Raw genomic sequence first — 13364 nt, 5'->3', positions numbered from 1 at the left:
CCGCGGTGAGGTGCTTCTCGACCGCTCGCCTGCTCACCCGGAGCTCGTCGGCGATCTCCTGGTTGGTGCGGCCCAGCGCCGCCGATTCCGCGACCGCTTCTTCCGCCCGGGTCAACACCGCGGCCGGTTCCGACGGGCCGTTCCCGCGCCCGCCTCCGGGCCCCGGGGCGCCGGTCGCGTGCGGCGGTGCGCCGCTGCGGGCCGCGACCTGGGCGCTCTCGGCCAGCACCAGCTCGGCCTCCGCCGGAGCCCGGTCCCGCAGCGCCTCGCCGAGCGCGGCCAGCGCGCCCGCCAGCTCCAGCCGGTCCGCCGCGGGCCGCAGCACCTGCACCGCTTCCCGCAGCAGCTCCACCCGGCGACCGCCCCCGGTGACCACCGCGCGCACCCGCAGCGCCCGGCCCAGCGGCGTCGGGGCGCCCCAGTCGCGGGCGCGCTGGTACTCCTCCTCCGCGAGCTCCACCGCCGCCCGGACGTCGCCGAGCCGATGCCGCAGCAGCGCCGCGGTGGGCCGCCACGAGCAGGCCGCCGGGCCGAACCAGCCGGCCTGCTCCAGGCGCCTGCCGCAGTCCAGCAGGTGCGTCAGCGCCGTCACCGGATCGCCGTCCTGCATCGCGAGGTTGCTCTGCACCAACCGCCGCAGCGCCACCACCTGCAGGTCGTCCGGCGAATGCGGCAGCAGCAGCACCCGCTCGGCCAGTTCCCGGTCCCGCAGCCTGCGGGCCACCGCACCCATCGCGAACACCGGCGCGGCCATCGACTCCGGCGTGTCCGGCTCGACCAGGTCCAGGGCGGCCGTCGCGCTGCGCCGGGCCTGCACGAGCTGACCGGAGTCCAGGTGCACGAGGCTGTGCTGCGCGGCGACCAGCGCCTCCGCCGCGGTGGCGCCCTGCCTGCGCGCGTGGTCGGCCGCCAGCGCCAGCCACGAGTCCAGGCCTTCCGGGGCGCCGGCCGCCAGCAGGATCGGCGGCAGGTAGCGCAGCACCGAGTGCGTCTCCGAGGTGACGTTCGCCGGTTCCTGGGCCAGCAGCTCCCGCGCCATCGACGCGACCTCCGCCGCCCGCGGCGTGCCGGTCAGCGCCATCGAGGCCAGCAGCACCACGCGCAGTTCCCGCTCGGCGGGGCCGGGCGCGCACTGGCGGGCGTCGAGCTCGGCCATCCGCCCCGGGACCGCCGCGTGCGCCGCCGGGTCCTCCAGCGCCAGGTAGCGGGTCCGCGCCTCCAGCCGCAGCGCCAGCTCCCGGTCCGTGCCCTCCAGCTGGTCGGCGGGACCGTGCTCGGCCGCCACCTCGCGGATCAGCTCGGCCACCCGCGGGTCCGCGCCGGTCACGGTCAGCGGCAACCGCCCCAGCACGCGGGCGCGGTCGCGCGCCTCGCGCAGCTGCGGCACCGACTGGCCGATGTGGCGCACCGCGGCGGGCAGGTCGAACGCCAGCTCCACCGAGCCGAGCTCGGCGAGCAACCGCACCCGGCCCATCCCGCCGGATTCCAGGTCCAGCAGGGCGCGCCGCAGGTAGCGGGCCGCGAGCTCCGGGGACCGCGGCAGCACGGCGTGGGCCGCTTCCCGCAACCGCTGCACGCCCCAGCTGGACAGCGTCGAGTTCACCAGCAGCAACTGGTCGCCCACCGGTTCCGGGGGATAGCCGTGGCCGTGCAGCAGGGCCGCCGCCCGCAGGTGCAGCCGGGTGCTGTCGTGCTCGGCGGTGGATTCCTCGACCGCGGCGATCACGTCGTCCACCAGCAGCTCCACGGCCAGCTCGCCGCGTTGACCGGGCACCGCCACCTCGATCCGGCCCGGGTGGACCCGGAACCACGGTTCCAGCGACCGCAGCGCCCGCTCGTAGCGGCTCGGCGTCAGCCCGGACAGCCGCTGCACCAGCGTGGGGTCCGCGTGCTCGCCGAGGACGACGACGGCGCGGGCGACGTCGGCGGCGAACTCCTCGCCGGACAGGGCCCGCACCAGCCGCCGCCTGCGATCACCCTCGGCGAGCGCGCGCAGCATCGGCAGCGACGCGGGCACCGGGCGCAGCCCCTGCTCGGCGGCCTGGTCCAGCAGGCTCACCAGGTCGCCCGGGTGCCCGCCGGTCAGCTCGTGGCACACCGCGGCGAACCCGTCCGGGTCGGCGTCCGGGCCCGGCTCGGCGCACAACCGGTCGCGGACGAGTTCCGCGGTCGCGGCCACCGACAACCGGCCGGGCCGCACCCGGTGCGCGGCGGCTGCGGTGATCTCGCGGACCAGCGCGCCCCGATCCCGGCCCGAATCCGGGTCCAGCACCACCGCGACCAGCACCCGCATCCCCCGCAACCGGCCGACGAGGTAGGCCAGGCAGCGCAACGAGGCCTCGTCGGCCCACCGGAGGTCGTCCACGGCCAGCACCAGCGGGCACCGCGCGCTCGCCCCGACCAGCAGGGCGTGCAGCGCGTGCAGCACGCCGACCGGAACCGCGCCCGGGTCCTCGACGCGCGCCTCGTCGGCGGGTGGCAGCGCCTCGGCGAGCGACCGTCCCTGGGCCGGGGCGGTGACGTCGTGCAGCAGCCGCCGCACGAGCCCGAACCGGAACGAGCGCTCGCTGGCCGCGCCGCCCGCGCCGAGCACCCGGGCCCCGCTCGCGGTGGCGAGCTCGCGCAACCTGCTCAGCAGCGCGCTGCGGCCGCTGCCGGGCATCCCGCTGATGAGCACGAGCGAACCGGTCCCGCGGCCCACCTGGCGGACGGCGGACTCCAGCACGGCGAGCTCCCACTCGCGTTCGACCAGCATCCGGCGTGCCTCACTCGGCCAGGTCTGGGGGGAGCTGCGCGCGGCCTTCGATGCCGAGCTTGCGGTAGGACTTGGTCAGCCGGAGCTCGACGGTCCGCACCGTCACGCCCAGTTCCTGCGCGATGTCCTTGTTGGACAGACCCCGCGCGGCGAGGCTCGCGGCCCGGCGCTCGGGCACCGACAGCGCGGCGCGCAGCGCCGCCCCCATCCGCGGGATACCCGCGGTTCCCGGGCCGGCCGGGCCCGAACCGGCCAGCGCCAGGGCGGACAACGCCTTGCGGTGCACCGGTTCCAGCAGCCCCGGCATGCCCCAGCGCTCGGCCAGCTCCAGTTCCTCCCCGATGAGCCGGGTCGCCGCGCGGGCCGCGCCGAGGCGGCCCTGCGCGATCGCGGCGGGCATCCGCCAGGACAGCACCGCCGGGTTCAGCCACTCCTTGGCGCGCAGCATCCGGCCGCACTCCTGGAAGTAGCCGAGCGCGGTCGCCGGATCTCCCGTCGCGAGGCGCAATTCGCCGCGGGCGTGCAGCAGGTAGGCGAAGCCCATGCCGCGCTCCGCACCCAGCGGCAGCTCCGCGGCGGCCACCCGCTCGGCGCCGGCTACGTCCTCCAGCCGCAGCAGCGCACCGATCCGCGCGGCCAGGTAGTGCGGCAGCAGCGCCGGGTGCCAGCAGTGCAACGGCAGCTGCCGCACGGCCGCGGCCAGGTCGGCGCCCGCCGCCGGGCAGCGGTCGTCCTTGGCGGCGAGCACGGCCCGCTGCACCAGCGCGTACGCGGCGGCGGCACGCGCCCCGCGGCGGCACGCGTCGAAGATCACAGCGGTGAGCCCGGCCGCGGCCTCGGCCGCGTCGTCCCGGCAGGCCAGCGCGTGGCAGGCCGCGATCCGGGTGGCCAGCGGCAGTTCGGGGCCGCGGTCGGCGAGCGCCTCCCGCGCGAGGGTGCGCACCAGGTCGGGGCGGCGGCCGAGCCGGGCGCAGCGCCACGCCAGCAGACCCGCCTGCGCCGGGTCGGCGGCTTCCTCCGGCACCGGCGGCAGCCGGACGGCGAGCGGTTCCGGGGCGGGCGCGCACAGTTCGTCGGCCAGCAGGCCGAGCGCGTCCAGCGCGGGACTGCGCACCCGGGCGCAGACGGTCGCGAGCTCGCGGCGCGCGGTCTCCGAGTCCCCGCGGGCGACGAGCAGGTCCGCGGCCTGGACGAGCAGCGCCGTGTCGCCGGCGCCGACCGCGTCGGTGAGCACCTGGCGCAACCGCCCGTCGCTGGCGGCGGGGGCGTGCGCCACTTCGATCGCGGCGAGCCGGGTCAGCAGCCGCTGCCTGCAGTCGCCGGGCACGGGTTCGCGCAGGGCGCGGCGCAGCAGTTCGGTGGCGCGCTCGTGCCTGCCCTCCTGGCGGTGCCGCTCGGCGGCTTCGACGAGCGTCTCCACCGCCCAGCGGCGGCGCATCTGCGGTGCGTTGAGCAGCATGTCGGCCAGCGCGCAGGGTTCGACGGCGGCGCGGTGGCCGATCTCGGCGGCGCGGCCGTGCAGCTCCTCCCGCTCGGCCGGTTCCATCTCGGCCAGCACACCGGTCGCCACGGCGGGGCTGGACGCGCGCGGCACGCCGTCCTCGGTGGACTCGCAGATGAGCCCGAGGTGCCGCAGCGAGGTGCGGGCCCGGGCCGCGGCGTGGCCGTGCAGGCCGGCGAGCGCGCAGGCCAGCTCGAAGTCGAACTCCCCACCGCAGAAGGTGATCGCGCGCAGCAGCTCCACGTGGTCGGCGGGCAGTCCGCGCAGCGTGCGGCCCACCAGGTGCGCGACGGCTTCGGCGGCGTGCACCCGCAGCCGGGGGACGTGGCGGGATTCGAAGCCGAGTCCCGCGCGGTGGAACTCCTCCAGCACGAGCCGCAGCACCGCCGGGTTGCCCTCGGTCTCGGTCGTGGTGGCGGCGGCGAAGTCCCGGTCGGCGGGGCCGTACCGGGACAGCAGTTCGGCGACGTCCGGGACGGTGAGCGGGCCGAGCCGGACTCGTCGCGGCGGCACCGGCACCGTCTCGTCCCAGCGGGCGCCGCCGTCGGTCTCGGGGGCGGTGTCGCGCACCGTCCGCACCATGAGGACCGGCGCCCGGTCCAGGTGCCGCAGCATGGCGTGGCACCAGGCCAGCGACCAGGGGTCGATCCACTGGTGGTCGTCCACGGCGAGCAGCAGCGGCCGCCGCGCCGCCACGTCCAGGATCTGCTTGCGCAGGAACGGGATCGGTGCGTTGGTGGCGGCGCCCTCGGCCCACGCGGAGCTGATCCGGGTGAGCTGCTCGGGCGGGCAGAGCAGGGCGATCTGCTGGGCGGCGGTGCTGTAGGGGACGTCGGTCTCCAGCGGTGAGCTCTGCGCGGCGGCCGTGTTGAGCCCGGCGGCGCGCGCGTCGGCGAGCATCGCTTCCAGCAGGGCGCTGCGGCCGGAACCGGGGGCGCCGTTGATGGTGAGCAGACCGGAGCGACCGCGGGCGAGGTCGGCGACGAGTCCGCCGACCACCCGCAACTCGTCGTCGCGCCCGACCAGCTCGTGCTGTCGCGGCGCCGCGGAACTTCGGCCGGGGGCGTCGTGGACCGCGACCATCAGCACGCTCCGAATGGTGCGAGCGCACCGTTCACCGGGTCCGGGATGGGAATCCGGCGAACATGAAAAGTATTCGGACCAAAGCGCAGGTGCCGGTCGACCCGTTCGCCATCACGCACCGTCATCATCACTAGCGTCGAAGCCCCTTTCCGAATCCGCGCAGGTCTGCGGCGCAGTGCCGCGTTCACCGCAACAGGAAGGAGATCGCTCATACCAACCTCCCTTAACTCGAAAAGATGAAGCTAGGGCCGGAACGACACTGAGCGTATCACCCAAAGGTGTGAGCAACCTCATTCTCTCGCAAACAAAGCAAAACAATTCCACACGAGACGACATGATCGGGCCGATCGTGTCGGGAACGATCGATTCAGGGAAAGAGCCCTGCCCGCGCCCCCCGCGGAGCGGGACGGGAACTCACGGAACCGGGGCTTCCGGATCCACCGCCAGCGCCGCCGGGAGCTCCGCGCGCCCCCGCACGCCGAGCTTCCGGTAGGCGCTGGTCAGGTGCAGCTCCACCGTCCGGACCGTGAGGAACAACGACTCCGCGATCTCCCGGTTCGTCGCCCCCGCCGCCGCCCGGACCGCCACCCGCCGCTCGCTGCCGCTCAAGGTGTGCACTGGCGAGTCCGTCCCGTGCCGCAACCGGCCGCCCGCCTCCAGCAGTGCCGCCGAGGACGCCGACACCTGCCGGTGATCGCGGTGCAGCACCGACAGGTCCAGCGCCGACCGCAGGTGCTCGCGCGCGCCCTCCGGCTCGCCCGCGCGCAGCAGGGCCCGCCCCAGCAGGTGCTCCGCCTTCGCCTGCTCCCGCTTCGCCGGCGAAGCCGACAGCACCCGCACCGCCTCCGACAGCACCGGCACCGCCGCGCGGCGCGCCGCCGCCGCGCCGCGCGCCGCCAGCGCCATGCCCCGCGCCCGCCGCGTTCCCCACTTCCGCGCCAGCACCGCGCCGTGCTCGGCGGCGCGCGCCCCCTCCTCCGCCCGGCCCAGGTCGCCGAGCAGGCAGGCCGCGTCGAACCACCACGGCGCGAACACCGGGTTGTCGATGCCCGCCTCCCGCAGGCTCTGCGCGCAGCGGAACAGCTGCTCCAGCGCGCCGTCCGGATCTCCCGCGGCCTCCAGCGCGCGGGCCCGGGCCATCAGGAACTGGTGGTACTCCAAGGCGAAGTCCTCGAAGCGGGCGCGGGAGATCTCCGCCAGCACCGCCGTCGCCCGCTCCGGCTCGCCCTGGCTGGTCAGCGAGGTCGCCAGCGCGATCTGCGGCATCGTCATCGAGCCGTTCCAGGACTCCTGCTCCAGCACGTCGTAGCAGCTCTGCGCGTCCGCCAGCGCCTCCACCAGGTCGCCCGTCCAGTGGTGCACCAGCGCGCGGGTGCTGGTGGCCAGGCAGTACGTCCACGCCTGCCCGGAGCGCTGGGCGTGCCCGACCAGCAGGTCCAGCGCCGCCAGCGCCGACTCGTTGTCGTCGGCCAGGTACAGCGGCAGCGACGCCCCCAGCAGCGCGAAGCCGTCGCCCTCCACGTCGTTGATCCGCAGCACCGACCGGGCCTGCGCGGCGACCTCCGCGGCGGGCCGGTTCAGCAGCGCGCCCAGCGAAGCCAGCATCCCCAGCAGCTGGCGCTCCTCCGCGGTGTCGCCCGCGGGCGGCACCACGTCGCGGAACCGGGCCCCCACCCGCGGCAGCGTCGACTTCTCGTCCATGCCGGAGGCCAGCAGCACCGATTCGGCCAGCGTGCGCAACGTCCGGTCCGCGTCCCCGAGGTCCGGCCCCAGCGCGGCGTCCAGCTCGTCCAGCGCGGCCGAGACCACCTCGAAGGCGCGCGTCGAGTTCTGCGCCGACAGCGACGCCACCGCGTACTGCACCGCGATCGGGAGCCGCGCCCGCGGATCGTCGACGAGCTCCAGCGCCCGCTCCAGGTAGCGCAACCCCGTCACCGGGTCCGCCACCCGCGCGGCCTGCGCCAGCACCGCCACGTCGGTGCCCTGCACCACCAGCACCCGTTCCAGGCAGCGGGCCGCCGTGCCGGGCGCGCCGCGCTGCTCGGCCCGGGTGGCCGCGTCGCGCAGCACCCCCGCCATCCAGGGCTGCGGCGCGCCCGGCAGCTGCAGCAGCAGCACCGCGACCTCCTCCGCCGGCCGGCCCGCGTCGTTGAGCAGCATCGCGGCCCGTTCCCGGAGCCGTTCCAGCTCGGCGGGCGGGGTGCGGTCCAGCACCGCCTGCCGGACGAAGTCGTGCACGAACCCGATGCCGCCGCCGGTCCCCACCAGGTCCCGATCCCGCAGTTCGCGCAACGCGACGACGGCCATCCGCTGGTGGATCCCGGCCAGCGCCGCGATCAGCTCCAGCCGCTCGCCGGGCAGGGTCGCGACCGCGCGGGCCACCGCCACGCCGCACTCCGACAACCGGTCCAGCAGCGAGCGCAGCACGACGGTGCGGTGCAGCTCGTCCAGCCGTTCCGCGGCGTCCTCCGCGGGCGCCTCCCGCAACCGGCGCAGCACCCTGCCGAGCAGGAACGGGTTGCCGCCGGTGACCTGGGCGCAACGAGCGGCCAACTCCGGGCCGGGCGGCGCGGGCAGCTCGGCGTCGAGGAGTTCGGCTACCGACCCCTCGCCCAGCGCGGGCAGGTCCACGGTGTCGCACCACGGCATCGCCGCGATCTCCCCCAGCGCCTCGCCCGGCGCGGTCCCCCCGGTGCGCTGGGCCAGCAGCACCAGCAGCGGCAGTTCCTCGGCGCGGCGCAGCAGGAAGGCCAGGAACCGCAGGGAGTTCTCGTCGCACCACTGCACGTCGTCGACGGCCAGCACCAGCGGCCCGTCGCCGGTGAGGTCCGCGACCAGCCAGTGCAGCCCGTGCAGCACGGCGTAGGTGCCGGTCGCGGCGCCGTCCCCGGTGCGCTCCGGGGAGAGGGCGGGCAGTGCGAGGCGGGCGCTGCCGGTCGGCTCCGGGTCGTGCACCGGCGCCAGCAGCGCGCGCACGGCCGCGTAGGCACCGGTGCCGGTCTCCGGGCAGTGCGCGAACAGGGTGCGGGTGGCGCGGCCGTCGAGTTCGGCCAGGGCGCTGCACAGCACCTCGGTCTTGCCGATGCCCGCCGGCCCGCGCAGCAGGACGGCCCGGCCCGAACCGCCCCGCGCGGCCCGGGCAGCGTCGGCGATCCGCGCGAGCTCGGGCTCACGTCCGACCAGCCGCCCCGGCGGGCCGCTCTGCACGCCTTGGTCAGCCACCATGCGGGGTTCCTCCCGGTCCGCCCCCCGGCGTACGGAATGCCGAATGCTGCGGGGGGGCGCGGCGGGGGGGGGGGCCGCCGCGCCGCGCGGCCCCGCCCGCCGGCGCTCCGCCGCCCCCGGGGCGGGGGGGGGGGGGGGGGGGGCCGCGCCCCCCCCCCCCCCCCCCCCCCCCCCCCCCCCCGCGCCGGATCTCCTCCGCCACCTGCTCGTCGATGCCGTCATCGGTGATCAGCGTGTCCACGTCGGCGAGGTCGCCGAACCGCGCGAAGTGGTCGTTGCCGATCTTGGTGTGGTCGGCGAGCACGATGGTGCGCCGCGCCGCCGAGATCGCCGCCCGCTTCACCATCGACTCGGCCGAATCCGGTGTCGTGAGGCCGCGTTCCAGGGACAGCCCGTTGGTCGCCATGAACGCGACGTCCACGTAGATGTCGCCGAGCGCGTGCAGCGCCCAGCCGTCCACCGCCGCCAGCGTGCGGCCGCGCAGCCTGCCGCCGACCAGCATCAGGGTGATGTTGCCGCGGCCGGAGAGGGTGAGCGCCGTCGTCGGCGAGTGCGTGACCACGGTCAGTTCCCGGTCGACGGGGAGGATGTTCGCCATCCGCGCGACCGTGGTGCCGGCGTCGAGCAGGATCGCGCCCTCGTCCGGCACCAGTTCCAGCGCCGCTTTCGCGATGCGGTTCTTCTCGGCGGTCATCACCGAGTCCCTGGCGGGCACGTTCGGCTCGAATCCCAGCCGCTCCACGGGGATCGCGCCGCCGTGCACCCTGCGCAGCACGCCGCGGCGCTCCAGCACGGTCAGGTCGCGGCGCACGGTCTCCGTGGTCATGTCGAAGCGCGATGCGAGCGCCGCCACGTCGACCCGGCCTTCCTTCCGCGCCAGCTCCAAGATCGCCCAGTGCCGTTCCTCGGCGTACATCCGCGTCTCGCTTCCCGCCCCCGTGAAGTCCCCGCCCGGCGAGGCTACCGGCGACGATCAGCGCGGCACAATGGCGGGATGTTGTTTCGTGTTGCTTCGAGTGGCATTCGGCGGAACGACCGCCGGTTGCCGTCCACCGGCGCTCCGATCCGGTGATCTTTTCACTCTCCGCACTCAATTGATCACTTTCAGTATACGGTGGCCTGGTGTCAACAGAGGACATTCCGCCGGCGGTCTGGCGGAGCGCGGAAGTCCGCGACGCCCTGGCGGTGCGCGACATCGGCACGGTCTACCGGGTGCTGCGCGAGCACGGCGTCTCGCAGAGCCGCATCGCCCAGCTCACCGGGCAGGCCCAGAGCGAGGTCAGCGACGTGCTCAACGGCCGCGCCGTGCGCAGCTACGAGTTGCTGGCCCGGATAGCCACCGGGCTCGGGATACCGCGCGGCTGGATGGGCATGGCCGGGGAACCGGACCCGGCCGCGGAGGGCACCGATCCGCCCGTCGAGGAGGACGAGAAGGCGAAGCGCCGCCGCTTCCTGTCCTACGCCGGTTCGCTGGTGCTGGGCGCGGAGGTCGACGTGTCCGGCTCCGCCGACCTGTTCGCCGCCGAGCTGCGCCGGTTCGCCGAGCTGCCGCCGACCCCGCCGGGCCGGGTCGGCAGCTCCGACGTCGCGGCGCTCGATGTGCTGATGGGTTCGCTGCGGCAGATAGACCAGCGCTACGGCGGGGTCGGCCAGTACGGCACCGTCGCGGCCGCCGCCCGGCGCGCCGAGCGGATGCTGGAGGCCTCGATGAGCGAGGCGGTGCGCAGCGACCTGCTGGGCGCGCTGTGCAAGCTGCACGCCACCGCGGGCTGGACGGCGGTGGAGAACGGGCTGCTCGCCAGCGGGAACGCGCACTACGGGCGGGCGCTGGACTTCGGCCGGGACGGGGCGGATCCGCTGGCGATCGCGCGGACGCTGTACGCGGCGGGGCGCGCCGAACTGGACTTCGGCGATCCGAACTCGGCGCTGAAGCTGTTCCAGCTGGGGTCGATCCGGGCCGAGGCCTCGCCGCTGGTGAGCTCGGTGCTGCAGCTGAACTCGGCGTGGGCCGCGGCGCGCGGCGAACGCCGCGGCTCGGTGCGGCGGATGCTCGACCAGGGGCGCGCGCTGCACGCCACCGCCGAGATCGAGGCCGACTACCCGATGTTCCGCTGGTTCGGGGAAGCGGACGTGCTGGGCTTGACCGGCTCGGTGCAGCTGGTGGTGGGCGAGCACGAATCCGCGGCGCTGCACCTGTCCCGCGCGGTGGCCGCCCGCGCGCCCGGGGAGGTGCGGTCCGCGGTGTTCGAGCTGGCGAGCCTGGCGGAGGCGAAGTTCGCGCTCGGCGACCACGCGTCGGCGGTGCGGCACGGGCGCCGGGCGGTGCTGCTGGCCGGCGGGGTGCGCAGCGCCCGGCTGCGCGGCAGGCTCGCCGGGCTGCGCCGCCGCTGCGCGGAGCTGGTGGGCTCGCGCCACGCCTGGCGCGACTGCGCGGAGGAGCTGGCGCTCGGCATCGACGGTGTCATCGCACCCCGGCCGGTCCCCCGCTGACGGTGCGGCGGACCTCCGTCGGCGCGGCCGGGCGCGGCGGGAGGAAGTGGCCGTGCGAAAGGAGATCCCGGCGGCACGGGGTGCGCCGCCGGGACCCCGGCTCAGTCCTTCGCGGTGATGCGGTCCGGCGCCGGCGGCACCACGTCGGGGTGCTCCGCCAGGTAGCCCAGCAGCGCGTCCAGGTCCACCGGCCCGCCCGCGACGTCGGTGCCCTCGGTGAAGCCGCTGAACCCGTCCCCGCCGCCGGCGAGGAAGTTGTTCACCGCCACCCGGTACGGCGCGGCCGGGTCCACCGGTGCGCCGTCGAGGGTGAGCCCGGAGACCTTCGACCCGATGGGCGCGGACCGCGAGTACTCGTAGTGCAGGTCCGCCGACACCTGCAGCACGTTCTCGCCCTCCGGGCTCCACTGCTGCTCCAGCACGTCCCGCAGCTGCGCGCCGGTGAGGGTCATGGTCTGCATGGTGTTGCCGAAGGGCTGCACCGCGAACGCTTCGCCGTAGGTGATGACGCCGTCGCCTTCGCCCGCCGGGGAAGAGGCGTGCGGCAGGTCGGCGCGCACCCCGCCGGGGTTGGTCAGCGCGAGCTGCGCCCCCGTGTCGCGGGTGGCGGCGAGCTGCGCGTCGGCGATGACGCTGCCGAGGCCGGATTCCCCGGACGGCGCCGGGGTCTTCAGCAGGTCGCCGGTGGCGGTGCCGACGGCGCGGTTCGCGATCGGCGCCGCCTTCGCGCGGGCTTCCTCGACGAGCGCGGCCGTCTCGGCGTCGGGTTCGACGTCGCGGGTGACGACCTCGTTGCGCGCGGTGCTGCTCTCCCGCACCACTTCGCGGGTGTCGCGGTCGACGCGCAGGTCCAGCACCGACAGCAGCCTGCCGTAGGAGGCGCCTTGCACGAGGGGACGCGGGTCGCCCGCCGGGTCGGTGGCGGTGCAGGTGTACTGCTGGTGGCTGTGCGCGCTGAACACGGCGTCGACCTGCGGGGAGACCTGTTCCGCGATGCGGCTCGCGGGGCCGCCGGGGGTGACCTGGCAGGAGTTCGGGCCGCCGCCGTCGGCTTCGTCGCCCTGGTGCAGCAGCACGACCTGCGCCTTGACGCCGAAGCGCTCCAGCGCGTCGGAGGTGCGGTCGATGGCTTCGACCTCGTCGCCGAACCGGAGTCCGCGCACCGCTTCGGGGCTGACCACGTCGGGCAGGTCCTGCAGGGTCGCGCCGATCACGCCGATCGGCACCCCGCCGGAGACCTGCACGGTGAACGGCAGCAGCGCGGGGGCACCGCCGTCCTCGAAGGTGACGTTGGCGCCGAGGTACGGGAAGTCCGCGCCGGCGAAGGAATCCCGGAACTCGCAACCGTCCTGCGGGTGGCAGCCGCCGGTCTGCAGCCGTTGGAGTTCCTGGTAGCCCTCGTCGAACTCGTGGTTGCCGACGACGTGGCCGCGCACGTCCTGCGAGTTGAGGAAGTCGACGGTGGGTTCGTCGTGGAACAGCGCGGAGTTCACCGGCGAGGCGCCGACGCTGTCGCCGGTCGAGAAGACCAGCGAGTTCGGCACCTCGTCGCGCAGCCGCTGCAGGTGGGTGGCGAGGTAGGCGGCGCCGCCGGCGTCGACGGTCCGGCCGTCGTCGAGCTCGATCTGCCCGGAGGACCCGGTGGGCGGTTCGAGGTTGCCGTGCAGGTCGTTGAAGGTGATCAGCCGGACGTCGGTGGTCGCGGGCGGGTCCTGCGGCGCGGCGCCGGCGGTGGCCCCGGTGGCCGTGGCCGCGGTGGCCAGTGCGGTGGCGGCGACGGCGAGTCCGCGTCGCACGCGGTGGGCACGCATGGTTCGGTCTTCCTCCCAGGTGGTGATCTCGGGAGGCAGTCTGCCCGGACCCGCTGCCGACCACCACCGATTCCGCGTCACACCTCGCGGTCGTGCGGAGCCGCCCGCGGCCGGGCAGGATGCGGCCGAGGAGTGCGCGGACGGCTACCGAGCGCCTCCGCACCGGCACCGCCACGCCGATGATGATGGGGTCCGGATCACCGCCGAACCCAAGATGTAGTGTGGCGCCCGCTGATGGTTCGCCGGTCCGCCCGGCGTGACAACAGGGAACCCGGTGCGAGTCCGGGACTGCCCCGCAGCGGTGAACGGGAACGACCGCCGTCACCACCTCCCGGTGGTGCAGCACTGGACGCTCGGCGTCCGGGAAGCGACGGCCAGTAGGCCCGGTGCCGAGCACCGGTCGCCCGTGAGTCCGAAGACCTGCCATCGGTGCGCGCACGAGGGGTGCGCGCCGTCCGGGACCTCGCGGGAGGGTCGTGGGACGAGCGGTGCCGTGCGC

At 75.6% G+C, this 13364-nt stretch carries 6 protein-coding genes, 1 pseudogene and 1 riboswitch; of the genes and pseudogenes, 1 reads left to right on the top strand and 6 read right to left on the bottom strand.

Annotated elements, in window-relative coordinates; all coding sequences use genetic code 11:
• From LCD31_RS18240 to LCD31_RS18220, 5 genes and pseudogenes are all read right to left on the bottom strand, one after another.
• A partial coding sequence (locus LCD31_RS18240) for an AAA family ATPase (RefSeq protein ID WP_224959711.1) occupies positions 1–2755 on the bottom strand: 2755 nt, incomplete at its 3' end.
• Positions 2756–2765: 10 nt separating this feature from the next.
• Positions 2766–5339, bottom strand: coding sequence for an AAA family ATPase (locus tag LCD31_RS18235; RefSeq protein WP_224959713.1), 2574 nt, complete (start codon positions 5337–5339; stop codon positions 2766–2768).
• The gene (locus LCD31_RS18230) at positions 5339–5551 is read right to left on the bottom strand and encodes a hypothetical protein (protein WP_224959710.1); all 213 of its coding nucleotides are present in this window, start codon (positions 5549–5551) and stop codon (positions 5339–5341) included. Before LCD31_RS18230 ends, LCD31_RS18235 begins: the two co-directional genes overlap by 1 nt.
• A gap of 202 nt (positions 5552–5753) precedes the next feature.
• Complete coding sequence (locus LCD31_RS18225) at positions 5754–8564, bottom strand: AAA family ATPase (RefSeq protein ID WP_224959709.1); 2811 nt, start codon at positions 8562–8564, stop codon at positions 5754–5756.
• Positions 8565–8739: 175 nt separating this feature from the next.
• Positions 8740–9480 (bottom strand): annotated as a pseudogene (locus tag LCD31_RS18220) (DeoR/GlpR family DNA-binding transcription regulator); the annotation flags it as partial.
• 206 nt (positions 9481–9686) lie between these two features.
• On the opposite strand from LCD31_RS18220, the gene LCD31_RS18215 reads away from it, so the two are divergent.
• A complete protein-coding gene (locus LCD31_RS18215; protein ID WP_224959708.1) occupies positions 9687–11054 on the top strand; it encodes a helix-turn-helix transcriptional regulator in 1368 nt (455 codons plus the stop codon).
• 101 nt (positions 11055–11155) lie between these two features.
• Here LCD31_RS18215 and LCD31_RS18210 read toward each other — a convergent pair whose 3' ends face one another.
• Positions 11156–12865 (bottom strand): bifunctional UDP-sugar hydrolase/5'-nucleotidase, encoded by a 1710-nt coding sequence (locus tag LCD31_RS18210; RefSeq protein ID WP_224959706.1) that lies wholly within the window; start codon positions 12863–12865, stop codon positions 11156–11158.
• A 218-nt stretch (positions 12866–13083) separates the two neighbouring features.
• Positions 13084–13308, top strand: a riboswitch (cobalamin riboswitch).
• Positions 13309–13364: the final 56 nt, after the last annotated feature.

The organism is Saccharopolyspora sp. 6M (assembly GCF_020176775.1).
Lineage (GTDB): Bacteria > Actinomycetota > Actinomycetes > Mycobacteriales > Pseudonocardiaceae > Saccharopolyspora_C > Saccharopolyspora_C gregorii.
Note: the sequence above shows the minus strand (reverse complement) of the source record. Positions and strands in the feature narration are given on the sequence as shown.